The following is a 25,498-nucleotide window of genomic DNA, read 5'->3' as shown; positions in this document are numbered from 1 at the left end:
CACACCGAGCCTAGGCGAGGTGCCGAGTGGTGGGGCAAGAGCGTTTTGCTTACTTTTGCGCTTTTCAAAAGTGAGCCGCCGTAAGGGCGGAACCCATATCAGCCGTTACAAAAATAACGGATATACACACAGTCAAAAACAGAGGCACAACCCATGCTCCAGTTGATCCTCGGCGGCGCCCGCTCCGGCAAAAGCCGCCTGGCTGAAAAGCTCGCCACCGACAGCGCCCTAAGCGTCACCTACATAGCGACGAGCCAACCCCTGGACGGCGAAATGAACGCACGCATCGCCCACCACCGCGAACGCCGCCCATCCGAATGGGCCCTGATCGAAGAACCCATCGAACTGGCCCGTGTTCTCAAGGAAAACGCCACCCCGAACCATTGCCTGTTGGTCGACTGCCTGACTTTATGGCTCACCAACCTGCTGATGCTCGAAGACCCCGACCGTCTCAACCTCGAGCGCGAGGCCTTGCTACAAACCCTGGCCACCCTCCCAGGAGAAATCATTTTTGTCAGCAACGAGACCGGACTAGGTGTCGTCCCGCTGGGCGAATTGACTCGCCGCTATGTCGATGAAGCCGGATGGCTGCATCAAGCCTTGGCCGAACGTTGTCAGCGCGTTGTCCTGACCGTCGCCGGCCTGCCCCTGACTTTAAAAGGTACTGCGTTATGACCGACACCTGGTGGCTTAACCCCTGCAAAGCAATCGACACCCAAGCCAACGAACAAGCCCTGGCCCGCCAGCAGCAACTGACCAAGCCCGCCGGCTCCCTCGGCCAACTGGAAGCCGTGGCCGTCCAACTGGCCGGCCTCCAGGGCCAGGTCAAACCCAGCGTCGACCACCTGTGGATCGCGATCTTCGCCGGCGACCACGGCGTAGTCGCCGAAGGTGTCTCCGCCTTCCCCCAGGAAGTCACCGGCCAGATGCTCCACAACTTCGTCGCCGGTGGCGCGGCCATTAGCGTGCTGGCCCGTCAACTCGACGCCAAGCTGGAAGTGGTCGACCTCGGCACCATCACCCCGACGTTGAACCTACCGGGCGTACGCCACTTGAATATCGGTCTCGGCACCGCCAACTTCGTCAACGGCCCGGCCATGACCGAGGCCCAGGGCCAACTGGCCCTGCAAGCCGGCCGCGACAGCGTGCACCGCGCCATCGCGAGCGGCGCGCAGCTGTTTATCGGCGGCGAAATGGGCATCGGCAATACCACCGCCGCCAGTGCCCTGGCCTGCGCGCTGCTGGATTGCCAGGTCAGCGACCTGACCGGCCCCGGTACTGGCCTGAACGCCCAAGGTGTCAGCCACAAAGTTGCCGTGATCGAACGCGCGCTGGCATTGCACGCAGGCGACCGTGATGACGCCTTGAAAACCCTGTTCAACCTCGGAGGCTTTGAAATTGCCGCGCTGGTCGGCGCCTACCTGGCCTGCGCTCAAGAAGGGGTCGTGGTGCTGGTGGACGGCTTTATCTGCACGGTCGCCGCGCTGGTCGCCACGCGCCTGAATCCCGGCTGCCGCGAATGGCTGCTGTTCGGCCATCGCGGTGCCGAGCCCGGCCATCGTCACGTGCTGCAAAGCCTCAATGCCGAACCATTGCTGGAGCTCGGCCTGCGCCTGGGCGAAGGCAGTGGCGCCGCGCTGGCCGTGCCGTTGCTGCGCCTGGCCTGCGCGCTGCATGGGCAAATGGCGACGTTCGCCGAAGCGGCCGTGGCGGACCGCCCGGCATGACTTTGCACCTGGACCTGCTGCGCCACGGCGAAACCGAACTGGGCGGCGGCTTGCGCGGCAGCCTGGACGATGCGCTTACCGCCAAGGGCTGGGAGCAGATGCGTGGGGCGGTGGTGGAGCAGGGCCCGTGGGACCGACTGGTCAGCTCGCCGCTGCAACGGTGCGCGCGGCTTGCTGATGAGCTGGGCGCGCGCCTGAACCTGCCGGTCACCCTGGAAAAAGACCTGCAGGAGCTACACTTCGGCGCCTGGGAAGGGCAGAGCGCCGCAGCCTTGATGGAAACCGACGCCGACGCGCTGGGTCTGTTCTGGGCTGACCCCTACAGTTTCACGCCGCCGCAGGGCGAGCCGGTGTCGCAGTTCTCCGCGCGTGTATTGGGTGCTATCGCGCGCTTGCATCAAGCCTATGACGGTCAGCGAGTGCTGCTGATCAGCCACGGCGGAGTCATGCGTTTGCTGTTGGCTCAGGCGCGCGGTTTGCCGCGTGAGCAACTGTTGAATGTTGAAGTGGGCCACGGTGGCCTGTTCAGCCTGCAGGTCGAGGCCGATGGCGTATTAAGGGAAGGACTCTGAGCATGTTGCCGTTCTGGATCGCCTTGCAGTTTCTCAGCAGCCTGCCGATTCGCTTGCCCGGCATGCCGCAGCCGCAGGAGTTGGGGCGGTCGTTGCTGTTTTATCCGCTGGTGGGGCTATTGTTCGGGCTGCTGCTGTGGGGCTTGAACGCGGTGTTGATGGGCGCGCCATTGCTGCTGCACGCCGCGCTGTTGTTGACTGCGTGGGTGTTGCTCAGTGGCGGCCTGCACCTGGACGGCCTGGCCGACAGCGCCGACGCTTGGCTCGGTGGCTTCGGCGACCGCGAGCGCACCCTGACCATCATGAAAGACCCGCGCAGCGGGCCGATCGCGGTGGTCACCCTGGGCCTGGTGCTGTTGCTCAAGTTCACCGCGCTGGTGGCGTTGATTGAACAGCATAACGGCGCCGCGCTGATCCTCGCACCGTTGATTGGTCGCGCTTCGATGCTGGCGCTGTTTCTCACCACACGCTATGTGCGCGCGGGTGGGTTGGGGCAGGCCTTGGCGGACCATTTGCCACGGATCGTCGGCCAACAGGTGCTGATCCTCAGCGGCCTGGCGTGTATCTTGATCGGCGGTTTCAGCGGCGGGATTGCCGTGTTGCTGGCGGCGCTTTGCTTTATCGGCTTGCGCCAGCTGATGGTTAATCGCCTCGGCGGCACCACCGGCGACACCGCCGGTGCGCTGTTGGAGCTATTGGAGGTTGCGGTGTTGGTCGGTCTGGCGCTGTAACAGTTTCTTGCATTTCATTAATCCCGGGTATATACACGCTCTATGCTTGCTTCCCAATGTTTATGCACCAACCTGCGTCGCGCCGCTCGTGGCGTCAGCAGGCATTACGACGGCGCTCTCGACGGCTTCGGGATCAACGTTGCCCAGTATTCTTTGCTGTGTAATCTGCAGCGCCTCGATCAACCGAGCATTTCCAGCCTGGCCGACGCCATGGGCCTGGATCGCAGCACGCTGGGGCGTAATTTGCGGGTGCTGGAGGGCGAGGGCCTGGTGCAACTGGTCGAGGGCGATGACCTGCGCAATCGCCTGGTTCTGCTCACCGAGGCAGGTAACGAACGGCTTGCGGCGGCATTGCCGGCCTGGGAAGCGGCGCAGCAGAAATTGATCGATAAGTTGGGCGCCGAAAAGCGCGAAACCCTGTTGGCCTTGCTGGATGAACTCGCTTAAAGCGAGTTTTTTCGATGATAAGCGGGTATATACCCGCGAGCGGAGAATAAGAAATGACCTCGATGTGGCGCACCAGCGGCTGGATTCTTGTGGGGAGTGCGCTGATTCTCGCGTTGTCCTTGGGCGTGCGGCATGGCTTTGGGCTGTTCCTGGCGCCCATGAGTGCCGAATTCGGCTGGGGCCGTGAAACCTTTGCCTTTGCCATTGCCCTGCAAAACCTGATCTGGGGCCTGGCGCAGCCCTTTACCGGCGCCCTGGCCGACCGCTTCGGTGCGGCCAAGGTGGTGATGATCGGTGGCGTGCTTTATGCGCTGGGCCTGGTGTTCATGGGCTTATCGGATTCAGCGTGGTCGCTGTCCCTGAGTGCCGGATTGCTGATCGGCATTGGTCTGTCGGGAACCTCATTCTCGGTGATCCTCGGCGTCGTGGGCCGCGCCGTGGCGCCGGAAAAACGCAGCATGGCCATGGGCATCGCCAGCGCCGCCGGTTCCTTCGGCCAGTTCGCCATGTTGCCGGGCACCCTGGGTTTGATCGGCTGGCTTGGCTGGTCCGCCGCGTTGCTGGTGCTGGGGCTGATGGTGGCGCTGATCGTGCCGTTGGTGACCATGCTGAAGGACCGTCCGCTGCCCGCGGTAGCCGGTCAACAGACCCTGCGCGAAGCCTTGGGTGAAGCCTGCTCCCATTCGGGGTTCTGGCTGCTGGCGTTTGGGTTCTTTGTTTGCGGTTTCCAGGTGGTGTTTATCGGCGTGCACTTGCCGTCGTACCTGGTGGACCAGCACTTGCCGGCTTCTGTGGGTACCACGGTACTGGCATTGATCGGCCTGTTTAATATCTTCGGCACGTATACGGCGGGATGGCTCGGCGGGCGTATGTCCAAGCCGCGCCTGTTGACCGGTTTGTACCTGCTGCGGGCGGTGGTGATTGTGATCTTCCTGTGGGCGCCGGTGACGCAGACCAGCGCCTACCTGTTCGGCATGGCGATGGGCTTCCTGTGGCTGTCCACGGTGCCACTGACCAACGGCACGGTCGCGACCTTGTTTGGTGTCAGAAACCTTTCCATGCTCGGTGGGATCGTGTTCCTGTTCCATCAACTGGGCTCGTTCCTCGGCGGCTGGTTGGGCGGGGTGGTCTATGATCGAACCGGCAGCTACGATTTGATCTGGCAGGTGGCAATCGTCCTGAGCCTGGTGGCAGCGGCGCTGAACTGGCCGGTGCGCGAGCGCCCGGTGGCACGTTTGCAGGCGCAAATGGGGGTGGCATGAATTCGACCTGGCATTGGCTCGGCGCAGCAGGAGCAGGACTCTTGCTGCTGCTGGCGTGGTGGGGCTGGCAACAGGGCGGCCTGGCATTGATGCAGTTGGGCATGGCGATCTGTTAAGTTCTGTGTCTGAGACTTTTCAAGGACACCTGACATGCAGATGCGCTGGCTCGCAGTACCCGCTCTGATGGTGGCTTTTGGCGGCGTCGCCATGGCCGCCGATTGCCCGCCGTTGCTTGAAGGCCAACTGCCCAAGCTGCGCGCCAAGGAATCCATCGACCTGTGCCAGCGCTTTGCCGGCAAGCCGCTGCTGATCGTCAACACCGCCAGCTTCTGCGGGTTTGCGCCGCAGTTCAAAGGGCTTGAAGCGTTGTACCAGCGCTACAAGGGCCAGGGGCTGGAAGTGATTGGCGTGCCGTCCGATGACTTCAAGCAGGAAGCCAAGACCGGGGAGGAAACTGCCAAGGTTTGTTACGTTAATTACGGCGTGACCTTCACCATGACCGAACCACAGAAGGTCAAGGGCCCGGACGCGGTGCATCTGTTCAAGATGCTGGCGCAGCAGAGCAGCGCGCCGAAGTGGAATTTCTACAAGTACGTGGTGGACCGCCAGGGCAAGGTGATCGCCAATTTCTCCAGCCTGACCAAACCGGATAGTCCGGACCTGATCAAGGCGGTGGAAGAGGCGCTGGCGTCGAAACCCTGATCCACGCCCACTAAAAAGCCCCGCTTCTTCTGCAAGAGAGCGGGGCTTTTTTATGTCGCTTTACATCAGAACTTGTACGTTACGCCCAGGCCGAAACCGTTGGCGCTGTTTTCGTACTTGGCGCTGTAGGAACCCAGTGCATTGGACTTGTTAACTTTGACCGGCTCTTCCTTGAGGTAGGAATAAGCCAGGTCGACAGTCATGTTATCCATCACGGCATAACCCAAGCCCACACTGAAGATGGTCCGGTCGCCAGTAGGAATACGTGGGGAACGGTCAGTGTTGTTGGTTGGCGACTGGTCGAACGTCAGGCCGGTACGCAGTACCACTTGCTTGGTGACCTGGTACGAAGTACCCAGGGCGTAGGCCCAGGTGTCGTGCCAGTTCTGAGGTTCAGTGATAGTGCCGATGACCGAAGGCGCGAGAAAGCCGTTGGCGCCTGTTACACCTTGGTTTTTGACCGTGATGTCTTTCAGGCGGCTCCAGCGGGTCCAGGTAGCACCACCATAGAGTTTCCAGGCATCAGTCAGGTCCTGGGTTACCGACAGGTCGTAAGACTCTGGCGTATCGATGCTCAGCGAGGCGTCGTAGCGGCCACTGCCAATAGCGCCGGCAGTCGGAGCAGGCGCCGTCACCTCGGTGTGGCCGTCAAGCTTGTAGCTGACCTTGGAGTGGTAGGTCAGGCCGACGCGGGTGGTATCGGTGGCCTGTACCAGTACGCCGACGTTGAAACCAATGGCGGTATCGTCGCCCTTGATCGTGACGTTGGTCGAAGGCACGGCAGGGTTCAGGGTCAGTTCGGATTCCAGCTTGCCGGAAATCCGGTTGATGGTGGGGCCGAAACCGATGGAAACCCGGTCGTTGAACGCGTAGCTGACCGTCGGCTGGAGGGTGATGACAGACACTTTGCTGTAGCTGCCAAACCCGCTGCCCTGGAAGCCGCGTTCATAATCAGTCACCAGGCCGAACGGTGCGTAGACACCAAAGCCGACAGCCCACTGATCGTTGAGTTTGTTGGTGTAGAAGCCGAACGGTACGCCGGTGAAGGGAACCATATCGCCTTTGTTGGTGCCCCTGGAACGGCCGCCGGCATCTTTGATGTCGGTCGAGGCGTCGATGGCTGCAACACCACCCGTAATCTGCTGGCCTTCAAGGCGAGCCATACCGGCAGGGTTGCCATAAACAGTGCTTGCGTTATCGGCAGATGATGAGCGCCCCGCAAAACCGGTACCCATCCCAGCAACGTCTTGTTCGTTGAGGGCGAAGCCGCTCGCGAACACGTGGGAGGATGCCATTGCAACGGCGAGGCTAAGTGTCGTCTTGAGCATTACTTTTTTCATTATTAGAACTCCGTGGTGATCACCGCTGCGGAAAGTAACAATATTTTTAAGTTAGCGCTATAGGCTGAAACATAGGAGATAGAGCGGTTTTGTAGGACAATCCGACCAAAATCAACGTTTTTAGCCGAATCTTGCAAATCACCCGGTCAACAGGCGACGTGATTCATGGGTAAAACACAGGTTTGCCAGGCTTGGGTGAAATCCCGAAGCCGGCCCTGGGGGTGAAATATTTCTTTCCAGATACGCGCCATCGCCAATACATCATCGGCCGGTGGCAGGTTTGGACGGTGTTGTTCCACCAGCAGCCACGCGATGGCGGTGGCGTAACGCAGGTTGACCGTCAGCTCGAGCTGCGGCCCGCTGAGGAAGGCATGCTGGCTGGCGAGGCCGCGAACCAGGCTGGCGCGCTCGGGGTCCAGCGCCAGGTAGTCATCCCACAGCGCACGGTGGCGGGGTTCGGTGATGCTGTAGAGGCCATGGCCGCGGCGGTCGTGCAGGGCTGAGCCAAGTGCCGACTGGCTGGCGGCGATGCCCAGCAGCAGGGATTCGGCAGTCGGGTTATGGCGACCCAGATAAAGCAGGGTGGGCCGGATCACATAACGACACAATTCGCTGGCGGCGATGCCCATAAAAGCCTCAATCCATGAAATTGGTCGGCGATACCTGAGAGGGGGCTTGGCAGCAGTGAATCGGATCTCAGGCTCGCCGGAAGCGGATCATGCCGCTTGAGTTGAAGTGTAGTGTCATATTTGCGACGTAAAGGACTGTTTTTAAAATATTTTCATCATTTAGTTATATCGTTTATATCAATTTAAACTTAGCGCGCCTGAATTTCAGGCAATAAAAAACCCCGGGTTTTAACCGGGGTTTTTGTGTTTCAGCGATCCGGGTCGATCAGGCAACCAGTGCCTGACGAGTACGATCGATCACGGCCTGCAGCGGTTCTGCGCTGGAGTATTGATCGGGGTACAGGCGTTCGCTGTGACGAGCGATGCCGTGTTCGTTGACCAGGGTAAAGCTGAAGCAGCCTTTGCGAGCGGCCATGATCAGGCAGTTCATTGGTGCAAAAGCGTTGGTGAGGGTGCGAATGGCATCCTGAGTGTGGATTTGAGTGGACATATTATTGGTGTTCCTACAAATGACACGGTTAAGAACCGTGCAACGTTAAAACGTTCCAGTGACGTTGATCACCATTGATCGAACGAAGAACCCGACTGGAACAAAGCAGCCAGTTTGAAGCGCTATTAAGTTGGCGCGCTTGGGCTGGCAGGTAGGTACTTAGGAGGGCAGGCAACACAACAGGGGCAAAGGTTCTGGGCCCGGGGTGAAGATCCTGATCAATTTGCAGGTTGGTTCTTTCAGAGTATTGAGACTTCGCGACACCCTTTGCATTGTTCAAAGGCTGTGTCGTCGCAAGTGATACCTGGAAACCATCGAGGTGGTCGATCCCTTTTTGTCGGCGGTGCCGTGAGGGAGTTGTTCGACCAGAATTGACTTTCAGCTTGGTACTAACGCCGCGGATAGTAACGGATTGAAACGATGAAAGGAAGTGTGCTAGGTAAAAAACTTTTCTGGCCTCGGTGCGTCGGTAACATGCCTCAGCCGCCTTCCGACCAAAAAACGCGCTTGATATAACCGCCAGGTGGGTAGTTGTGCACATTGGTTGCGCCCTGTGTAACCGCACTGACATACGCCCTGCAATGTCCCCGGGTGCCTGCAACTAAAATTTAAGTCAATGAAAAATCGAGCTTTTTTTTATTGGTGAAAAAATCGTCAGTTTGAGCGCGGCCCCCGTTCCATGGGCCTTTGCGAGAGTTACGTAACGGTTGTCCACTGAGTTATCCACAGCTTCTGTGGATTGTCCCAAGCGCTTGCTCTAGAACGGGCGTGCAGGCTTTTTTCAGCTTTACCTGTACGAAAAAAAGAGTAGAGTGGCGCGCCTTCCGTTCTGTCCCACAGTGCTTTATGAAGTTTCGCTCAGTATCACCTTCTGTTACCGACAGCCCTCAGGTTGTTACCGCACCCAAGCGTTTTTCTCTGAAAGTTGCCTTGTGGTTGCTCGACAGCCCACGCCTGGGCCACAGCCCCAACGTCAAACACTTCGCCGGGCATTTGCTCAAGCAACCCGCTCGTGCTGGCGTAGTAGTAGCGCAAAGCCGTCTGGGCCAGTTGATGTGCCGCGAGTGCGGCAATGCCCGCGACCGCCGTATCGGCCACGAACTGCTGCGCCAGGCAGCCCGCGCCGGCGACCGCACCGCCCAGCGTGAACTGGGCCAGATCGAAGACTGAGCTGTCCTCAATGCGCAGGCTTGGTTAACCTTCTTCTTTTCGGGTGACGGCAGGAATCGCTATGGCTTTTGACTGGACCAGTGTTGCGCTGGGTCTCGCCGGTGCTGGATTGCCGCTGTTGGGCCTGTGCTGGCAGATTCAGCGCCGACTGAGCGCGCGGATGGCCGGCTGGGAATTGCTCGAAGAGCGCCTGGCCACCGCGCAACTGGCCCAGGAAGGGCTGGCCGCACAGCTGGACGCCAGCCGTGACGAAATCAGCGACCTCAGTCAGGCCAACGCCGCCAAACAGGCTGACCTGGCTGCGGTGCGCCGCGAAGTCGAACTGCTGCAGATCGACCGCGACAACGCCCGCGATGCCGCCCACGCCTGGAACCTCGACCGTTCCGCCAAAGAAACCGAACTGCGCCGCCTGGACGCCTTGTCCGCCTCCCTGCGCGCCGAACTTCGCGAGCAACAGGAAAGCCATCAGCAACGCCTCAGCGACCTGCAAGGCTCCCGCGATGAACTGCGCGCGCAGTTCGCTGAACTCGCCGGGAAGATCTTCGACGAGCGCGAACAGCGCTTCGCCGAAACCAGCCAGCAGCGCCTCGGCCAATTGCTTGACCCGCTCAAGGAACGCATCCAGTCGTTCGAAAAACGCGTCGAAGAAAGCTACCAGAGCGAAGCCCGCGAGCGGTTCTCCCTGGCCAAGGAACTCGAGCGCCTGCAACAGCTGAACCTGCGCCTGTCCGATGAAGCCACCAACCTGACCCGCGCCCTCAAGGGCCAGAAAACCCAGGGCAACTGGGGCGAACTGATCCTGGAGCGGGTGCTGGAGCATGCCGGGCTGGAAAAGGGCCGCGAGTACCAGACCCAGGTCAACCTCAAGGGCCCGGACGGCGAGCGCTTCCAGCCTGACGTGTTGATCATGCTGCCGGGTGACAAGCAGGTAGTGGTGGATTCCAAGGTCAGCCTGACGGCCTATCAACAGTACGTTGCCGAGGATGACCAGGCGATCGGCCAGGTTGCCCTCAAGCAACACGTCCTGTCGTTGCGCAACCACGTCAAAGGCTTGGCCGGCAAGGACTACAAACGTCTCGAAGGCCTGCACAGCCTGGATTTCGTGCTGTTGTTCGTGCCCATCGAAGCCGCATTTTCGGCTGCACTCCAAGCCGAGCCGAACCTGTTCCAGGAGGCGTTCGACCGCAATATCGTGATCGTCAGCCCGACCACGCTGCTGGCGACTTTGCGGGTGATCGACAGCCTGTGGAAACAGGAACGGCAAAGCCAGAACGCCCGGGAAATCGCCGAGCGCGCCGGTTGGCTGTATGACAAGTTCGTGCTGTTTATCCAGGACCTGGACGAGGTGGGCAACCGCCTCCAGCAGTTGGGCAAAGCCTACAGTGCAGCACGCAACAAGCTGACAGACGGACGTGGAAACCTGGTGAGTCGCACCGAGCAACTGAAACTGCTCGGTGCCCGCGCCAGCAAAAGCCTGCCGGCCGACCTGCTGGAAAGGGCGATGACCGATGAAGACGGCGTGGCGCAGTTGCCCGAATAGTCACCGGTCTCTGTGGAGCTGGCTAAAGCGGCAGGTGACGGCTCAACAAGGCCCGCAACGCCGCCGGCTTCACCGGTTTGGCCAGGTAATCCAATCCGGCCGCATGCACCTGGGCCACCATCTCCGGCCGTCCATCGGCACTGATCACCACGCCCGGAATCGGCTCCGCCAGTTGCGCCCGCAGCCAGCCCATCAACTCGGTGCCGGTTTCGCCGTGGTCGAGGTGGTAATCCACCAGGGCCAGTTGCGGTCGCACACCCTCAGCCAGCAGCGCGGCACATTGCGCCTGGTCGCGCGCGGTCCAGACTTCACAGCCCCAGCGCGTGAGCAAGCTGCGCATGCCGATCAGGATGCTTTCTTCGTTATCCACACACAGCACCTGCGCGCCACTCAACGGCTGGCCGCTTTCCTGCGCCGGCTTGGCAGGCGCGCTGACCTGGGTGCGCGCCAACGGCACGCGCACGCTGAACACGCTGCCCTTGCCCGGCCACGAACGCACGCTCAAGCGATGCCCGAGCACGCGGCACAAGCCGTCGGCAATCGCCAGGCCCAGGCCCAAGCCTTTTTCGGCGCGGGTCTGGTGACTGTCCAGGCGTTTGAATTCTTCGAAGATGACTTTCTGTTTGTCCTGAGGAATGCCGGGGCCGCGGTCCCACACTTCAAGGCACAACTCACCGCGCCGCCGGCGGACGCCCAGCAGCACCGGCCCATCGGCATACCGGAACGCGTTGGTCAGGAAGTTCTGCAACACCCGCCGCAACAATTTGATGTCGCTGTCGACCCGCAAACGACTGCCCCGTAGCCGGAAGCGCAAACCCTGTTCCTGGGCCAGCGCCTTGAACTCGGCGCCCAACGTATCGAACAGTTCATTGAGCACGAAGGGTTGGCGCTGCGGATTGATCTTGCCGTTTTCCAGGCGTGAAATATCCAGCAGGTCGCTGATCAGGTCTTCCGCCGAACGCAGTGAACTGTCCAGGTGCTGCACCAGTTGTCGGGCATCCGGCGACATGCCGTCGTTCTGGTGGGAGAGGGCGGCCGAGAACAGCCGGGCGGCGTTCAACGGTTGCATCAAGTCGTGACTGACCGCTGCAAGGAACCGGGTTTTCGACTGGCTGGCCGTCTCGGCGACACCCTTGGCATCCGTCAGGGCGACGTTGAGTTGCGACAGTTCGTGAGTACGCTCGGTCACTCGCTGTTCCAGGCCTTCGTTGGCCTCGGTCAACGCCTGCTCGGCTTCGCGGAACGCGGTGATGTCGGTGAAACTCATGACAAACCCGCCGCCCGGCATCGGGTTGCCGATCAGCTCGATCACCCTGCCATTGGGGAACAGCCGCTCGGAGGTATGCGCACGGCCCTGGCGCATCCAGTGCAGGCGGCGCGCCACGTGCACTTCGGCTTCGCCCGGGCCGCACAGCCCGCGTTCGGCGTTGTAGCGAATGATGTCGGCAATCGGCCGGCCCACACTGATCAAGCCTTCGGGGTAATTGAACAGCTCCAGGTAGCGCCGGTTCCAGGCCACCAGCCGCAGGGATTGGTCCACCACGCTGATGCCCTGGGTGATGTTTTCGATGGCGCCTTGCAGTAACGCCCGGTTGAACTGCAGCACTTCCGACGCTTCGTCGGCGATGCGGACTACGTCCTCCAACTGCATTTCCCGGCCTTCAATGGCGGCTTTCACCACCGCCCGGGTCGACGAAGCGCCGAGCACACCGGCCAGCAGGCGTTCGGTGTGGGCGATCCAGTCGTTGTCAGCGTTCTGGTTGGGGTTAAAGCCTTTGCCCTGGCGATAGGCGAAGCGCACAAAACTCTGGTGAGCCCGCTCTTCACCGACAAACCGCGCCGCCAGGCTGAGCAAATCGTTGATCTGTACCGAAAGCATCGAGCGGGCGCTGGCCCGTTGATTGATTTCCTGGCCGATAAAACGCCCGGCTTGCCAATGCTCCGACACCCGCGTGCGCGACAGCATCGAGACCCACACGAACAGTGTGAAGTTACCCGCGAGGGAAAATACGGTGCCCAGCGTCAGGGAAGTCACGGACAAACCCAGCGGGTGCGAATGCAGCCACGTCATACCCGGGAAAAGGCTGAACGACCAGCCGAGACTTTTCGCAGTGACCGGTAGGACCAAGGTGTAGAACCACAGGAATGTACCCGCCGCCAACCCGGCAAAGACCCCGCGTCGGTTGGCTTGTTTCCAATACAGTGCGCCGAGCATCGCCGGTGCCAGCTGGGTCACGGCGGCGAACGCTATCTGGCCAATGGTTGCAAGGCTGGCGGAGGAGCCCAGCAGCCGGTAACTGACGTAAGCCAGCAGCAGAATGATGACAATGCTCACCCGGCGTACCGACAGCATCCAGTGACGGAACACTTCGAACGGCCGCTCGGCACTGGAACGGCGCAGCAGCCAGGGCAGCAGCATGTCGTTGGAGACCATGGTCGACAGCGCGATACTCGCCACGATCACCATGCCCGTGGCCGCTGAAGCGCCACCGATAAACGCCAGCACGGCCAGGGCCGGGTGGGCTTCGGCCAGCGGCAGGCTGATCACGTAGGAATCCGGTAATACCGAACCCGGCAGCAGCATCTTCCCGCCGAGGGCAATCGGGATGACAAACAGGGCGGCCAGGATCAGATAGGCCGGGAACACCCACTTGGCCAGCCGCAGGTCCTGCGGGTCGATATTCTCCACCACGGTGACGTGAAACTGCCGGGGCAGGCAGATGATCGCCATCATCGCGACGCCGGTCTGCACCACCATCGAAGGCCAGTTGACCGTCTCTTTCCAGTATTCCTCCAGCCGTGGCGCAAGCATCGCCTGGCTGAACAAATCTTCAAAACCGTCGTACAGGCCGTAGGTCACAAACGCACCGACGGCGAGAAACGCGAACAGCTTGACCAGGGATTCAAAGGCGATCGCCAACACCATGCCCCGGTGGTGTTCCGTGGCGTCCAGGTTGCGGGTACCAAACACGATGGTGAACAGTGCCAGCACCAGCGACACAATCAGCGCCGTGTCCTGGGAGCGGGTGCCCGTGGTGTCGGCGCTGGCCCCGATCAGCAGGTTCACCCCCAGCACGATGCCTTTGAGCTGCAAGGCTATATAAGGCAGGACGCCCACCAGGCAGATCAGCGCCACCACCACCGCAAGGGATTGGGATTTGCCGTAACGGGCGGCGATAAAGTCGGCGATGGAGGTGATGTTTTCCTGCTTGCTGATCAGCACCATCTTTTGCAGGACCCACGGCGCCAGCACCAGGAGCAGCACCGGTCCCAGGTAGATCGGTAAAAACGCCCACAACTGTTCGGCCGCCTGGCCTACGGCACCAAAGAATGTCCAGCTGGTGCAATACACCGCCAGCGACAGGCTATACACCCAGGCACGCATCCGCGGCGGCAATGGCGCATGGCGACGGTCACCGTAAAAGGCGATGGCAAACATAATGGCCATATAGGCCAGGGCAACGGCGGCGATCAGCCCGCTGGACAGCGTCATGAGAACTCCAGACATAAGAACGCCCGGGCATTCCCGGCCCGGGCGAACAGTCTCGCATGATGCTTGGCGTTAGTCAGTGTCGACCAAGGTCGGAGCGTGGTGCGATGTCGCAGCTTGTGTTCAGGCGCCGAAACCGCCGTCGATGGTCAGACTGGCGCCGGTGATATAGCCGGCCTCAGGGCCTACCAGGTAGGCGACGAAACTGGCGATCTCTTCCACATGGCCATACCGGCCCACGGCCATGAAGCCGATCAGGCTCTCGGCGAAATCACCGCTTGCCGGGTTCATGTCGGTGTCCACCGGGCCTGGCTGCACGTTATTGATGGTGATGCCACGTGGCCCCAGGTCGCGGGCCAGGCCTTTGGTCAGGCCGACCAGCGCCGACTTGCTCATGGCGTACGGGCCGCCACCGGCAAACGGCATGCGATCGGCATTGGTGCTGCCGATGTTGATGATGCGGCCACCTTCACCCATGTGCCGCGCGGCTTCCTGGATGGCGACAAACACGCTGCGCACGTTGATGGCGAGGGTACGGTCGAAGTCTTCCAGGCTGAAATCTTCCAGCGGGCCGACGGCCAGCACGCCGGCGTTGTTCACCAGGATATCCAGGCGCCCGAAGGCTTCGACGGTGGCGTTGACGGCGCTGCGGATGGCGGCGGCATCGGCGCTGTCGGCATGGATCGCCAGGGCTTTGCCGCCTTCGCTGATCACGCTGTTCTGCAATGCTTCGGCCTTGGCGGCCGAGCTGACATAGGTGAAGGCGACGGCTGCGCCTTGGGCGGCCAGGCGCTTGACGATGGCGGCGCCGATACCGCGGGACCCGCCCTGGATCAAGGCGACTTTGCCGCTGAGGTTCTGTGTGGTCATGTCGATCTCCAAAGGTGTATTGAGGTTGGAGTCGAGTATCGACCTCATAAGGCGCTCTCGGTAGACCGTGATTGCTATAGTCTGTGTAAACCAAAAGTTTAGAGTGGGCGATATGGAAAGCTTTGGCAGTATCGAATGCTTTGTGCGCAGCGCCGAGGGTGGCAGCTTTGCCGAAGCCGCCCGGCACCTGAGCCTGACCCCGGCGGCCGTGGGTAAAAGCGTGGCCAAGTTGGAAGTACGTCTGGGTGTAAGGCTTTTTCAGCGCAGCACCCGGCGCCTGACCCTGACCGAAGCGGGCAAGCTATTCCTGGAAGAAGTCAGTGGCAGCCTCACCACTATTCAAAACGCCGTGGCCAACCTGGCCAGCGCCGAAGGGCGGCCGGTGGGAACGCTGAAGGTCAGCATGGGCACGGTGTTTGGCAACCGTTATGTGGTGCCGTTACTGGGGGAATTTCTAAAGCGCTTTCCCGATATCAACCCCGACTTGCATTTCGATAACCGCCAGGTGGACCTGATCGGCCAAGGCTTCGATGCCGCGATCGGCGGTGGTTTTGAGCTGCCCCAGGGCGTGGTCGCGCGCAAGTTGGCACCCGCGCATCGAATCCTGCTGGCCTCACCGGAGTACCTCGCCAAACGCAAGCCCGTACTCGCGCCCGAGGATTTGTCGCTCTGCAACGGCATTCTGATCCGTTCACCGCAAACCGGGCGCGTGCGCTCCTGGCAGCTCACCCACCGCAGTCGCGAACAGCGGCCGCTGGTGCTCAAGCCGCGCATGACCATGAGCGACTCTGGCGCTGCCTGCTGTGCCAGCGCCCAAGGTTTGGGGATTGCGCTGGTCAGCATGCCGATGGCGGTGCCGTATCTGGACAGCGGCCAACTGGTGCGTGTGTTGCCCGACTGGTACGTCGACGACGGCAACATCTCGCTGTACTACGCCGAACACAAGCTGCTGCCCGGCAAGACCCGGGCGTTTGTGGATTTCATTCTGGAGCAGTTTGTCGAACGCGAGCTGGGGCGGCGGTTCAGTGCCATTTGATCCTTGTGGGGATCAAGTGTGGGAGCTTCAGTGTCCGAACTTTCCGGGCCAGCCGATCACTTTCTTCGGCCTTGGCGTCGCATACGTGCGGATCTTCGAGGTCGACAGCCCCAACCGCACCAAGCCTTCGGCAATGGTGACCGCCGAGGTCACACCGTCCACCACCGGCACACCCGTGCGGTAGCGAATCTGCTCATCCAGCCCGGCCATGCCGCCGCAGCCCAGGCAGATCACTTCGGCCTTGTCTTCGCTGATCGCCAATTCAGCCTGGCGCACGATGGCCTCCATGGCCCGCAGCGGGTCTTCTTCCAGCTCCAGCACTGCCATGCCACTGGCCCGCACCGACGCGCAGCGCTGGTATAAGCCGGCCAGTTTCAGCCGGTCCTCGATCAGCGGCACCGTGCGGTCCAGGGTGGTCACCACCGAATAGGCATGCCCAAGAAACATCGCGGTGCTGGCCGCCGCTTCGGTGATGTCCACCACCGGTACGTTAAGCAACTCCTGCAAACCTTCGCGGCCGTGCTCGCCGTAACCCGCCTGAATCACCGCATCGAACGGCTGGTCGTAGGCCATCACCCGGTCCATCACCGCGATGGCCGCCAGGTAGCTTTCGAAATTGCCTTCCACCGATTCGGCACCGAAAAACGGGGTCAGCCCGACGATCTCGGTGCCGGGGGACGCCACCGCCCGCGCCTGCTTGGCAATGGCCTCGGTGATGGACTCGGTGGTGTTGACGTTGACCACAAGGATGCGCATGGAATGTCCTTACTTAATGACTGACGTTATCGACTGCAATGCTTTCGCCGCTCACATCGGCGTAATACGGCTGGCGCTTGGCGAACAGCAGGTACAGCAGCCCTGCAATACCGGCGCCAATCAACCAGGAGAAGGGCGAGACGTGAGCGAAACCCGGCAGCAGGGCGAGGAGAATGGCGATCACCGCCGCAGGAATAAACGCCGCCACCGCCCGCAAATTGATGCCGCGGCTGTAGTAATAAGCGCCATTCGGGTCTTCGCTATACAGCTGCGGCACATCCACCTGGCTTTTGCGGATCAACCAGTAGTCGACCATGATCACCCCGTACAACGGCCCCAGCAGAGCGCCGAGCCCCGAGAGGAAATACACGATCACCAGCGGGCTGTTGTAGAGGTTCCACGGCAGGATCAACACCGCCACGGTGGCGCTGATCAGCCCGGCGCGGCGGAAGTTCAGGTACTTGGGCGCCAGGTTGCTCAGCACAAAGGCCGGCGCGACGAAGTTGGCCATGATATTCACCGCCACGGTCACAATCAGGAACGCCAGGCAGCCCAGAACCAGGAAGAAGGTGTTCGGAATCGCCGCGATGATTTCGGTGGGGCTTTCGATCACCCGGCCATTGAGGTGGAACTGCCCGCCGCACAGCAGCACGGTGATGGCGGCGAACACCAGGATGTTCACCGGCAGGCCCCAGAAGTTGCCGACCTTGATGGTCTTGCGGCAGGGTGAGGAGCGGGCGAAGTCGCAGAAATTCAGGATCAGCGTGCCGTAGATTGCCAGCCACAGCGCGCCGCCGGCGAAGATATTGCGCCACATCTCGCCACTGGTGAGTGGTTCGCGGATCGACCAGGCGATCTGGCCGCCGGCCTGGAAATACATCCAGCCGGCGAGTGATGCCACCGTCAGCAGAATCACCGGCCCGGCGAAGGCTTCATAGCGGCGCACCATCTCCATGCCATAGGCGAGGATCGCGAGCTGCACAAACCAGATCGCCACAAAACACGCCCAGCCCAGGGTCGACAGGCCGAGGATAGAGTTGTGGTCGTAGTCGGCAAAACCTGGATGAACCGCCGTCAGCAGCACGCGGAAAACCACCGAGGCCAGGTAGGTCTGAATCCCGAACCAGGCAATCGCAATCACTGCACGAATCAGCGCCGGAATCTGCGCGCCATGGATGCCGAAACTGATGCGACTGATCACCGGAAACGGCACGCCCGTCTTCTGCCCCATATAGCCCGACAGGTTCATGAAGAAGTACACCAGCGCCGCGCCGATCCCGAGGGACAGCAGAATCTGCCAGCCACCCAGGCCCAGTGCGTACAGGCCGATGGCGAAGGAATAGTTGGCGATGTTGTGCACATCGTTGGTCCACAAGGCAAAGATGCTGTAGCGGCCCCAGCGCCGGCCTTCGGCCTTGGTGGGGGCAAGATCTTTGTTGTGCAGGCGCGGGCTGAGGACCAGCGGGCCGGGGCTCGTGGCCTCGGGGTTCAGGGTGGAGGAGGGCAGATCCAGTGCGATGTTGTTGGAGAGACTTGTACGCATTCCGGCAGGCTCCTGGACACCAGCAGGAGAACGGCCGATGTCAAAGTGTATGTATCTTTTTTATTAATTGTATACAAAGTGTGTTTTGCCTTAAGCCACATACGTGCCAGATTTTTGCCGTGAAAATTATCAATTGATTTGGTTTTAAGCGTGATTGGAAATAAATGGCTGAATTTAAAGCGATATAAATTGACCGATTGAACAGCTATTTATTTTGTAGCGCAGAGAGGGGCGGGGATTTAAGAAGAGGTGTGACGAGGAAGGATGTAACTTTTCGGTGCAGGATTTTATAAGTGCACACAAAAATGGCACCGATGGTGACATTTCTGTGTACAGGTTTTTCGGCCCAAGTGTTACGCCTTGCTGATGATGTTCCCGGCGTGCAACCCGCATTCTTTCTGGGTTGCTTCTTCCCACCACCAACGGCCTTCGCGTTCGTGCTGGTTCGGCAGTACCGGGCGGGTGCAGGGCTCACAACCGATGCTGATAAAACCGCGCTCGTGCAGGCTGTTGTACGGCAGCTCCAGCATGCGGATGTAACCCCATACTTCCTCACTGGTCATCTGCGCCAGCGGGTTGAACTTGTACAGGGTGCGTTCCGGGGTGGAGAAGGCCGTATCGATTTCCAGCGCGGCCACCTGGCTGCGGGTGCCCGGGCTCTGGTCGCGGCGCTGGCCGGTGGCCCAGGCGCTTACGCCGGAAAGCTTGCGGCGCAGCGGTTCGATCTTGCGCACGCCACAGCACTCGCCATGGCCGTCCTTATAGAAACTGAACAGGCCCTTTTCCTTGACGAAGGGTTCCAGCTTGCTCTGGTCTGGCGAGATCAGCTCGATGTCGATCTTGTAGAACTCACGCACCTGCTCGATAAACCGGTAGGTCTCCGGGTGCAGGCGGCCGGTGTCGAGGCTGAACACCTTGACGTTCTTGTTCAGCTTCCAGGCCATGTCGACCAGCACCACGTCCTCGGCACCGCTGAAAGAGATCCACAGGTCGTCGCCAAACTGGCTGAAAGCCAGCTTGAGAATGTCCTGGGCGGATTTGTTGGCATAAGTCGCGGCGAGTTCAGCGACGTCGAAGGCTTGGTTCATCAGGACGGTTCCTACAGGTCAGTGGCGCTGAGCGCTCTATAGGAGGGCGATGGTAACAAAATCCCGCCTGCGTTGCGGCGGCCAGCGTGAATCGCTAGAGTTCGGCAGTCCTTTTGCTCGCTCAACTCAATAACTTTAAATGGGAGTGTCTTGTGGAAATTGCCTGTCTCGACCTGGAAGGCGTACTGGTCCCGGAAATCTGGATCGCCTTCGCCGAAAAAACCGGTATTGAATCCTTGCGGGCCACCACCCGGGACATTCCCGACTACGACGTGCTGATGAAACAGCGCCTGCGCATTCTTGATGAACACGGGCTGAAGCTCTCGGACATCCAGGAAGTGATCGCCACCCTCAAGCCCCTGGACGGCGCCATCGAGTTCGTCAACTGGCTGCGCGAGCGCTTCCAGGTGGTGATCCTGTCGGACACATTCTATGAGTTCTCCCAGCCGCTGATGCGTCAACTGGGCTTCCCGACCTTGCTGTGCCACCGGTTGATCACCGACGAGAACGACCGGGTGGTGAGCTACCAACTGCGTCAGAAAGATCCCAAGCGTCAGTCGGTGCTGGCCTTCAAGACCTTGTACTACCGAGTGATTGCCGCCGGTGATTCCTACAACGACACCACCATGCTCGGTGAGGCGGATCGCGGGATTCTGTTCCACGCGCCGGAGAACGTGATTCGCGAGTTTCCGCAGTTCCCGGCGGTGCATACGTTTGAGGATTTGAAGAAGGAGTTCATCAAGGCGTCGAATCGTTCGTTGAGCCTGTAAGTTATTTGGCGTGGCTGACGCCTTCATCGCAGGCAAGCCAGCTCCCACATGTTGACCGCGCTCCCGTGTGGGAGCCGGGCTTGCCCGCGATGGGGCCGGTGTGGCCACTCCACCGCCTAGACCCCTGCCAGCAAACTCTCATAAGGAATGCGCAAGCCTTCATGCAGGCGTTTAATCATGGACAAGCTCAGCTTGCGCTTGTGGTTCAGCACTTCAGAAACCCGCCCGCTCGGACCTATGAAAGGCTCCAGGTCACGGGCGGTCAGGCCTAGTTGCTCCATTCGAAATTTAATTGCTTCTACGGGATCCGAAGGCGGCATTGGGTAATGCTCTGCTTCGTACTTTTCGATAAGTATCGCGAGAATTTCCAGCTCGTCACCCTCAGGCGAGCCGATTTCCGCTTCCCAAAGCTGCTCGACGCGCGCGAGCGCAGCCGTCAGGTCTTCCTGGGAATGAATAGGTTTGATGTTCATCACACGGTCTCCGCATTATGGCGATACAGCTCGACCAGCGGCGTTTTGGCATCCCTGTAACCGGGTTGGCTTTCCCAGAATATTCGCAAGGCAGACAGAGCGATTATCCGCATTCCTGCAACCTCCCAATTTGGGAGATAATAGGTGTGGTTAAGGGCAGATGCAATCTCGGAAATCTTTCCTGACAAGTAGGCAGTCGTTTCATGTGATCCTTCACAGACGGCTGGTGGACGGTTGAAGCCGGACGCTATCGTCCGACTTCAGCTCCGTCCACTTCGGTACTGATTCAGGTCTTTTCTGCTGCTTGGCTCCTCGTCGCAGAGCCAGGGAGGGGCTGCGTGCTACAGGCTTTCCAAGGTTTGTAACAACACCCGCACCTTGGTCATCGACTCCTGGTACTCCGCCTGCCACTCCGAGTCAGCGACAATCCCGCCGCCGCCCCAGCAGCACACCTGCCCATCCTTGACCAGCAGGCTGCGGATCGCGATGGAGCTGTCCATCTCGCCGCGCACGTCCAGGTATAACAACGAACCGCAATACAAGCCGCGTCGGGTCGGCTCCAGTTCGTCGATGATCTGCATCGCGCGGATCTTCGGTGCGCCGGTGATCGAGCCGCCGGGGAAGCTGCCGGCGATCAGGTCGAGGGCGTCTTTGTCGTCTGCCAGTTCACCGGTGACGCTGCTGACCAGGTGATGCACATTCGGATAGCTTTCGAGGCTGAACAGCTCTGGCACTTTCACCGAGCCGGTACGGCAGGTGCGGCCCAAGTCGTTGCGCAGCAGGTCGACGATCATCAGGTTCTCGGCACGATCCTTGGGGCTGGCCAGCAATTCAGCGGCGTTGGCCGCATCTTCCGCAGGCGTTGCACCTCGTGGCCGGGTGCCTTTGATCGGGCGAGTTTCCACCTGGCGCTGGCTGATTTTGACGAAGCGCTCCGGCGATAAACTCAATACCGCGCCATAATCCGGCAGGCTCTGGAACCCGGAAAACGGCGTCGGGCAGGCTTCGCGCAAGGCGCAGTAGGCCACCCACGGATCGCCGACGCACGGGGCGCGGAAGCGTTGGGCAAAGTTGACCTGGTAGCAGTCACCGGCCTGGATGTAGTCCTGGATGCGGGCGAGGGCGTGTTTGTAGGTGTCGGCTGTCACGTCCGGGGCCATTGGGCCTTGCAGCTTGAAGGCCGCCGATACACTGATGACCGGCTGGCCAAACAAGGTGATCAGGCGTTGCCGTTCGCTTTCCGCCAGTTTGGGATGGAACACCAGTTGGCTGGTCTGCGCCTGGTGATCGCTGATCAAGGCCCAGGCGTAAAGGCCGAACCGCGCATCCGGCAGGTGCAGGTCGTCCACGGCCAGGTGCGGCAGTTGTTCAAGATGGCGACCGAAGTCATAGCTCAGGTAACCGATCAGGCCACCGGCAAACGGCAGATCGTAGGGCGCAGGAATCGTGGCTTCACCCAGCAACGTCAGGTTTTCCCGCAAGCGTTGCAGAAAATCGCTGCCGCTTTCGTCCGGCAGTACCGCCAGTGTCGTCTCTGGCCAGGCGCTCAGCAGGTCATACCGACCACGCTCGGCAGCCGGTCGGCCGCTGTCCAGCAGCACCGCGCCGGGGGCATGGCGGATCGCTGCAAAGTATTCGGCAGGGTTGGCCCGGTAGGGCAGCGGGTGTACGGAGCAGGTCACTGGGTTTATCCCTCGACCGCCGGAATATGCCCAAACATCTCCTGCACAAACTTCACCCGCTCTTCCGGCGTTTCCGTCACGCCTGCGGCCTTCAGCTCTTCCAGTCGAGCCTCCACCGCATGGGTGCGCAAGGTCAGGCCGCAGTCGTTGGCGATCTGGATGTTCAGCCCCGGGCGAGCGTTAAGCTCCAGGATCAGCGGACCTTTCTCCTGGTCCAGCACCATGTCCACGCCGATGTAACCCAAACCGCACAGCTCGTAGCAGCCGGCGGCGAGCTTCATGAAACCGTCCCAGTTGGGCAGTTGCACGCCGTCCACCGCGTTGGTGGTGTCCGGGTGCTTGGTAATGATGTTGTTCAGCCAGGTGCCGCGCAGGGTCAGGCCGGTGGCCAGGTCGACACCGACGCCAATCGCGCCCTGGTGCAGGTTGGCCTTGCCGCCGGACTGGCGGGTGGGCAAGCGCAGCATGGCCATTACCGGATAGCCCATCAGCACAATGATGCGGATGTCCGGCACGCCTTCGTAGCTGATGCTTTTGAAAATCTGGTCGGGCACCACCCGGTATTCGATCAGCGCCCGGTCACGGTGGCCACCGAGGGAATACAGGCCGGTGAGGATGCTGGAAATCTGATGCTCGATCTCTTCATGGCTGATGATCTTGCCGGAGACGGTGCGATAGCGCCCTTCAAAACGGTCGGCGATCACCAGGATGCCGTCACCGCCGGCACCCTGGGCGGGTTTGATCACGAAGTCGCTGCGCCCGCCGATGATCTCGTCGAGCTTGTCGATTTCCTTCTCGGTGGAAATGACCCCGTACATTTCCGGTACATGGATGCCGGCGGCCATGGCCCGTTCCTTGGTGATGATCTTGTCATCCACGATCGGATACAGGCTGCGCTTGTTGTACTTGAGCACGTAGTCGGCATTACGCCGATTGATGCCCATGATCCCCCGCGCTTCCAGGGCCTTCCAGGTCTTCCAGAAGCCGAACATTACGAGTCAGCCTTGAGGAAGGCCTTGAAACGTACCAGTTCGGTGAGGCGGTAACCGCGATAACGACCCATGGCCAGCATGAAACCCACCAGGATCAACAGGATCGCCGGGAAGGTGAATACGAAGTAGATCAGCTCCGGCACGCTCATGATGATGTGGGCCAGGGATGCGGCGAACAGCGTACCGATCGCGACTTTCATCGCATGGCCGCCACCGCGTTCTTCCCAGGTGATCGACAGGCGTTCGATGGTCATGGTCAGGATCACCATCGGGAACAGCGCCACCGACAGCCCGCGCTCCAGGCCCAGCTTGTGGCTGAACAGGCTGATGGCCGCGATCAGCACCACCACGAAGGTCAGCACCACCGAGAGCCTCGGCAGCATCTGCAGCTTCAAGTGTTCCAGGTAAGACCGAAGCGATAGCCCCAGTGCCGTAATAATGGTGAACAGCACAATCCCGAAGCCCAGCTGCGTCTCGCGGAACGCCAGGGCAATCAGCACGGGCGTGAACGTGCCGAGGGTCTGCAGGCCGATCAGGTTGCGCAGGATCAGGATCACCAGCACGCCAATCGGGATCATCACCATGATCATGAAGGTCTGCTGGGTTTGCAGCGGCAGGCCGTACAGCGAGTATTCGAGGAAGTTGGCGTCGGTGTTTTCGTCCGTCAGCTTAGCCAGGCGAATCGCGTTCATTTCGCTGTTATTGAGGCTGAAGGTCACCATGGCCTTTTTGCCGCCATCGACGGTGATCAGGTTTTCATCGCCGGTCCACCACTGCAGGCGGTCAGCCGGCAGGCCTTGTTCGCCGGTATCGGGGTTGAAGTACAGCCAGTCATTGCCATTGAAGCTGCGCAGCCAGAGTTCCGGGGTTTGCGGCTGGTCGGCCACCAGGCGGATGGTGTGCACCTTTTCCACCGGCACGTGGGCGATGGACAGCAGCAGCTCGACGATCTTGGCCTTGTGCGGCGTCGACGGGTCGCCTGCCAGCAGCAGCTTCACGTTGTCGTCACTGAGGTTGTTGGTGCGCTTGATGGCTTCGCTGATGAAGGTCTCGACGTCGGCCGAGTGCTGGCGAATCGGCGCCAGCAGGGCTTCGGCGGCAATCTTTTCCGGGCCTTCGACGGCGATGCTGTCGCGGAAGGTCGGGCCCTTGATCTTGACCTTTTCACCGCTGTAGCGCTTGGTCAGTACCAGGCGGTAGTAGAGGGTCTGGTTGCCCTTGGCCCGGCGGGCCGACCAGGTGACCTTGCGGTTCCCGTCGAGGCGATTGACGCTGACGCCATAGTTATTCGAGATGAAGCTTTCGTTCAGGCTGACGAAGTCGCGGCTCAGGGGCGGCACGAACATCTGGATTTTCACCGGGTCCTTGGCACTGGCGACGAACTCGACCTTGGCGTCGATGTTCCACAGGTCGTCGGTGGCGTCCTCGGTGACGGGAATCCCCAGCACGAAAATCTGATAGGCGGTGACCGAAATGCCCAATACCACCAAAACGGCGATCAGGATTTTCAGGTGCAGATTAAGAGAGCGCATTCAAATTACTCAGCGGTATGAGCGTCGGTGGCGCAGGCAGGTTTGCCCGCCGCGTATTTAAGACTGGGGTCGACCAGCGCATCAAAGCGTTTCAGCGCTTCGGAGCCTATCAGCAGCGGGTATTGGAAGGCGCTGCGGTCAGTCAAGTTCACTTCGATACTGCGTAAAGCGGTGCCCATGCAGATGTCCAGGGCAATCACTGGACGGGCGGTGTAGTTCTTGTCTTCATCGGGGTCGTAGTCACCGGCGCGGCGCTTGATCTTGCTCACGCGGGCCAGGGGACGCTCGATGGGGTGGGAATGTGCGGTGTCGATGGCCAGGTAGAAACGCACCCAGGATTCACCGTTGCGCTTGAAACGCTTGATGTCGCGGGCGCTCAAGGAAGCGGTCTTGGCGCCGGTGTCGAGTTTGGCGGCCACTTCCAGGTCAATGCCGGCCAACTTGGCGTATTCATTGAGCCCATACACGGTCTTCTCGGCAGCAACGCCAAGGCCCGGCATAAGCAGTAGAAGCAAAAGGGGGAAGGGCTTGAGTCTCATAAATCCTGACGCGGTGCAGTGCGATGTTCAATTCAAGGCGACTGGCATTGCTGCGCAAGCTCCCTCGTGCGCCTTTTCATCCAGAGATGTGAGGCAAAAGTGGCCGGCATTCTAACA

The 25,498-nt window shown here is 60.6% G+C and carries 24 protein-coding genes; 11 read left to right on the top strand and 13 right to left on the bottom strand.

Annotated elements, in window-relative coordinates; genetic code table 11:
* Nucleotides 1-153: 153 nt before the first annotated feature.
* The 7 genes from cobU to JFU58_RS27490 all read left to right on the top strand — a co-directional run bounded on the left by cobU (nt 154) and on the right by JFU58_RS27490 (nt 5,441).
* Nucleotides 154-675, top strand: a complete 522-nt coding sequence (cobU, locus tag JFU58_RS27520; protein ID WP_177027068.1) for a bifunctional adenosylcobinamide kinase/adenosylcobinamide-phosphate guanylyltransferase — start codon at nt 154-156, stop codon at nt 673-675.
* Nucleotides 672-1,727, top strand: a complete 1,056-nt coding sequence (cobT, locus tag JFU58_RS27515; RefSeq protein WP_063032424.1) for a nicotinate-nucleotide--dimethylbenzimidazole phosphoribosyltransferase — start codon at nt 672-674, stop codon at nt 1,725-1,727. Before cobU ends, cobT begins: the two co-directional genes overlap by 4 nt.
* The gene (cobC, locus tag JFU58_RS27510) at nt 1,724-2,299 is read left to right on the top strand and encodes an alpha-ribazole phosphatase family protein (protein WP_201142819.1); all 576 of its coding nucleotides are present in this window, start codon (nt 1,724-1,726) and stop codon (nt 2,297-2,299) included. Before cobT ends, cobC begins: the two co-directional genes overlap by 4 nt.
* 2 nt (nt 2,300-2,301) lie before the next feature.
* Nucleotides 2,302-3,030: an adenosylcobinamide-GDP ribazoletransferase gene (locus tag JFU58_RS27505; protein WP_063032420.1), complete on the top strand. Its 729-nt coding sequence runs from the start codon at nt 2,302-2,304 to the stop codon at nt 3,028-3,030.
* A 42-nt stretch (nt 3,031-3,072) separates the two neighbouring features.
* Entirely contained in the window at nt 3,073-3,477 is a 405-nt protein-coding gene (locus tag JFU58_RS27500; RefSeq protein ID WP_063032418.1) for a MarR family winged helix-turn-helix transcriptional regulator, read from the top strand.
* 62 nt (nt 3,478-3,539) lie between these two features.
* Nucleotides 3,540-4,739: an MFS transporter gene (locus tag JFU58_RS27495; protein ID WP_161635735.1), complete on the top strand. Its 1,200-nt coding sequence runs from the start codon at nt 3,540-3,542 to the stop codon at nt 4,737-4,739.
* Nucleotides 4,740-4,889: 150 nt separating this feature from the next.
* Entirely contained in the window at nt 4,890-5,441 is a 552-nt protein-coding gene (locus JFU58_RS27490) for a glutathione peroxidase (protein ID WP_177071776.1), read from the top strand.
* A 65-nt stretch (nt 5,442-5,506) separates the two neighbouring features.
* On the opposite strand, the gene JFU58_RS27485 is transcribed toward JFU58_RS27490, so the two are convergent.
* From JFU58_RS27485 to JFU58_RS27475, 3 genes are all read right to left on the bottom strand, one after another.
* Entirely contained in the window at nt 5,507-6,781 is a 1,275-nt protein-coding gene (locus JFU58_RS27485) for an OmpP1/FadL family transporter (RefSeq protein ID WP_026078188.1), read from the bottom strand.
* A 146-nt stretch (nt 6,782-6,927) separates the two neighbouring features.
* On the bottom strand, nt 6,928-7,410 hold the full coding sequence (locus tag JFU58_RS27480; protein ID WP_017479105.1) for a hypothetical protein: 483 nt from the start codon (nt 7,408-7,410) through the stop codon (nt 6,928-6,930).
* A gap of 265 nt (nt 7,411-7,675) precedes the next feature.
* Nucleotides 7,676-7,900, bottom strand: a complete 225-nt coding sequence (locus JFU58_RS27475) for a hypothetical protein (RefSeq protein ID WP_003214941.1) — start codon at nt 7,898-7,900, stop codon at nt 7,676-7,678.
* Between the two features lie 846 nt (nt 7,901-8,746).
* Between JFU58_RS27475 and JFU58_RS27470 the strand changes: the two genes are divergently transcribed.
* A complete protein-coding gene (locus tag JFU58_RS27470) occupies nt 8,747-9,070 on the top strand; it encodes a sel1 repeat family protein (protein ID WP_063032412.1) in 324 nt (107 codons plus the stop codon).
* A 175-nt stretch (nt 9,071-9,245) separates the two neighbouring features.
* Nucleotides 9,246-10,610 carry a DNA recombination protein RmuC gene (gene rmuC, locus JFU58_RS27465; RefSeq protein ID WP_201142883.1) on the top strand — a complete coding sequence of 455 codons (1,365 nt, stop codon included), beginning with the start codon at nt 9,246-9,248 and terminating at the stop codon, nt 10,608-10,610.
* A 22-nt stretch (nt 10,611-10,632) separates the two neighbouring features.
* Here rmuC and JFU58_RS27460 read toward each other — a convergent pair whose 3' ends face one another.
* Both JFU58_RS27460 and JFU58_RS27455 read right to left on the bottom strand, forming a co-directional pair.
* Nucleotides 10,633-14,103: a hybrid sensor histidine kinase/response regulator gene (locus JFU58_RS27460; RefSeq protein ID WP_093200505.1), complete on the bottom strand. Its 3,471-nt coding sequence runs from the start codon at nt 14,101-14,103 to the stop codon at nt 10,633-10,635.
* Between the two features lie 120 nt (nt 14,104-14,223).
* The gene (locus JFU58_RS27455; RefSeq protein WP_201142882.1) at nt 14,224-14,970 is read right to left on the bottom strand and encodes a 3-oxoacyl-ACP reductase family protein; all 747 of its coding nucleotides are present in this window, start codon (nt 14,968-14,970) and stop codon (nt 14,224-14,226) included.
* A gap of 112 nt (nt 14,971-15,082) precedes the next feature.
* On the opposite strand from JFU58_RS27455, the gene JFU58_RS27450 reads away from it, so the two are divergent.
* Entirely contained in the window at nt 15,083-16,006 is a 924-nt protein-coding gene (locus JFU58_RS27450) for a LysR family transcriptional regulator (protein WP_201142818.1), read from the top strand.
* Nucleotides 16,007-16,033: 27 nt separating this feature from the next.
* Here the strand turns inward: JFU58_RS27450 and JFU58_RS27445 are convergent, their stop codons facing one another.
* The 3 genes from JFU58_RS27445 to JFU58_RS27435 all read right to left on the bottom strand — a co-directional run bounded on the left by JFU58_RS27445 (nt 16,034) and on the right by JFU58_RS27435 (nt 19,393).
* Entirely contained in the window at nt 16,034-16,762 is a 729-nt protein-coding gene (locus JFU58_RS27445; protein WP_003214954.1) for an aspartate/glutamate racemase family protein, read from the bottom strand.
* 13 nt (nt 16,763-16,775) lie between these two features.
* Nucleotides 16,776-18,305, bottom strand: a complete 1,530-nt coding sequence (locus tag JFU58_RS27440) for an NCS1 family nucleobase:cation symporter-1 (RefSeq protein ID WP_201142817.1) — start codon at nt 18,303-18,305, stop codon at nt 16,776-16,778.
* Nucleotides 18,306-18,658: 353 nt separating this feature from the next.
* Nucleotides 18,659-19,393 carry a phosphoadenylyl-sulfate reductase gene (locus JFU58_RS27435; protein WP_003214958.1) on the bottom strand — a complete coding sequence of 245 codons (735 nt, stop codon included), beginning with the start codon at nt 19,391-19,393 and terminating at the stop codon, nt 18,659-18,661.
* A gap of 152 nt (nt 19,394-19,545) precedes the next feature.
* Here JFU58_RS27435 and thrH point away from each other — a divergent pair, with 152 nt between their 5' ends.
* Nucleotides 19,546-20,163, top strand: a complete 618-nt coding sequence (gene thrH / locus JFU58_RS27430; protein ID WP_063032398.1) for a bifunctional phosphoserine phosphatase/homoserine phosphotransferase ThrH — start codon at nt 19,546-19,548, stop codon at nt 20,161-20,163.
* 116 nt (nt 20,164-20,279) lie between these two features.
* Here thrH and JFU58_RS27425 read toward each other — a convergent pair whose 3' ends face one another.
* From JFU58_RS27425 to rloA, 5 genes are all read right to left on the bottom strand, one after another.
* The gene (locus JFU58_RS27425; protein ID WP_026078186.1) at nt 20,280-20,636 is read right to left on the bottom strand and encodes a helix-turn-helix domain-containing protein; all 357 of its coding nucleotides are present in this window, start codon (nt 20,634-20,636) and stop codon (nt 20,280-20,282) included.
* Nucleotides 20,637-20,977: 341 nt separating this feature from the next.
* Nucleotides 20,978-22,318: an aminodeoxychorismate synthase component I gene (gene pabB, locus JFU58_RS27420; protein WP_177027070.1), complete on the bottom strand. Its 1,341-nt coding sequence runs from the start codon at nt 22,316-22,318 to the stop codon at nt 20,978-20,980.
* A 5-nt stretch (nt 22,319-22,323) separates the two neighbouring features.
* Nucleotides 22,324-23,310: an alpha-L-glutamate ligase-like protein gene (locus JFU58_RS27415; protein ID WP_003214969.1), complete on the bottom strand. Its 987-nt coding sequence runs from the start codon at nt 23,308-23,310 to the stop codon at nt 22,324-22,326.
* Nucleotides 23,310-24,842 (bottom strand): osmotic stress tolerance membrane protein RloB, encoded by a 1,533-nt coding sequence (rloB, locus tag JFU58_RS27410; protein ID WP_201142816.1) that lies wholly within the window; start codon nt 24,840-24,842, stop codon nt 23,310-23,312. The genes JFU58_RS27415 and rloB overlap by 1 nt, the downstream gene beginning before the upstream one ends.
* A gap of 5 nt (nt 24,843-24,847) precedes the next feature.
* Nucleotides 24,848-25,381: a retropepsin-like aspartic peptidase RloA gene (rloA, locus tag JFU58_RS27405; RefSeq protein WP_063032391.1), complete on the bottom strand. Its 534-nt coding sequence runs from the start codon at nt 25,379-25,381 to the stop codon at nt 24,848-24,850.
* Between the last annotated feature and the right edge of the window lie 117 nt (nt 25,382-25,498).

Origin of the sequence: Pseudomonas sp. TH34, from assembly GCF_016650865.1 — a bacterium.
Lineage (GTDB): Bacteria > Pseudomonadota > Gammaproteobacteria > Pseudomonadales > Pseudomonadaceae > Aquipseudomonas > Aquipseudomonas yamanorum.
Note: the sequence above shows the minus strand (reverse complement) of the source record. Positions and strands in the feature narration are given on the sequence as shown.

Bases quoted from the DNA above. Each gene is read 5' to 3' on its own strand.
- JFU58_RS27445 (WP_003214954.1), bottom strand. From the start codon at position 16,762: ATGCGCATCCTTGTGGTCAACGTCAACACCACCGAGTCCATCACCGAG.
- JFU58_RS27440 (WP_201142817.1), bottom strand. From the start codon at position 18,305: ATGCGTACAAGTCTCTCCAACAACATCGCACTGGATCTGCCCTCCTCC.
- JFU58_RS27495 (WP_161635735.1), top strand. From the start codon at position 3,540: ATGTGGCGCACCAGCGGCTGGATTCTTGTGGGGAGTGCGCTGATTCTC.
- cobU (WP_177027068.1), top strand. From the start codon at position 154: ATGCTCCAGTTGATCCTCGGCGGCGCCCGCTCCGGCAAAAGCCGCCTG.
- JFU58_RS27480 (WP_017479105.1), bottom strand. From the start codon at position 7,410: ATGGGCATCGCCGCCAGCGAATTGTGTCGTTATGTGATCCGGCCCACC.
- JFU58_RS27425 (WP_026078186.1), bottom strand. From the start codon at position 20,636: ATGAACATCAAACCTATTCATTCCCAGGAAGACCTGACGGCTGCGCTC.
- JFU58_RS27505 (WP_063032420.1), top strand. From the start codon at position 2,302: ATGTTGCCGTTCTGGATCGCCTTGCAGTTTCTCAGCAGCCTGCCGATT.
- cobC (WP_201142819.1), top strand. From the start codon at position 1,724: ATGACTTTGCACCTGGACCTGCTGCGCCACGGCGAAACCGAACTGGGC.
- rloB (WP_201142816.1), bottom strand. From the start codon at position 24,842: ATGCGCTCTCTTAATCTGCACCTGAAAATCCTGATCGCCGTTTTGGTG.
- JFU58_RS27475 (WP_003214941.1), bottom strand. From the start codon at position 7,900: ATGTCCACTCAAATCCACACTCAGGATGCCATTCGCACCCTCACCAAC.
- JFU58_RS27485 (WP_026078188.1), bottom strand. From the start codon at position 6,781: ATGAAAAAAGTAATGCTCAAGACGACACTTAGCCTCGCCGTTGCAATG.
- rloA (WP_063032391.1), bottom strand. From the start codon at position 25,381: ATGAGACTCAAGCCCTTCCCCCTTTTGCTTCTACTGCTTATGCCGGGC.
- JFU58_RS27415 (WP_003214969.1), bottom strand. From the start codon at position 23,310: ATGTTCGGCTTCTGGAAGACCTGGAAGGCCCTGGAAGCGCGGGGGATC.
- JFU58_RS27500 (WP_063032418.1), top strand. From the start codon at position 3,073: ATGCTTGCTTCCCAATGTTTATGCACCAACCTGCGTCGCGCCGCTCGT.
- JFU58_RS27435 (WP_003214958.1), bottom strand. From the start codon at position 19,393: ATGAACCAAGCCTTCGACGTCGCTGAACTCGCCGCGACTTATGCCAAC.
- JFU58_RS27460 (WP_093200505.1), bottom strand. From the start codon at position 14,103: ATGACGCTGTCCAGCGGGCTGATCGCCGCCGTTGCCCTGGCCTATATG.
- cobT (WP_063032424.1), top strand. From the start codon at position 672: ATGACCGACACCTGGTGGCTTAACCCCTGCAAAGCAATCGACACCCAA.
- JFU58_RS27470 (WP_063032412.1), top strand. From the start codon at position 8,747: ATGAAGTTTCGCTCAGTATCACCTTCTGTTACCGACAGCCCTCAGGTT.
- JFU58_RS27490 (WP_177071776.1), top strand. From the start codon at position 4,890: ATGCAGATGCGCTGGCTCGCAGTACCCGCTCTGATGGTGGCTTTTGGC.
- JFU58_RS27450 (WP_201142818.1), top strand. From the start codon at position 15,083: ATGGAAAGCTTTGGCAGTATCGAATGCTTTGTGCGCAGCGCCGAGGGT.
- JFU58_RS27455 (WP_201142882.1), bottom strand. From the start codon at position 14,970: ATGACCACACAGAACCTCAGCGGCAAAGTCGCCTTGATCCAGGGCGGG.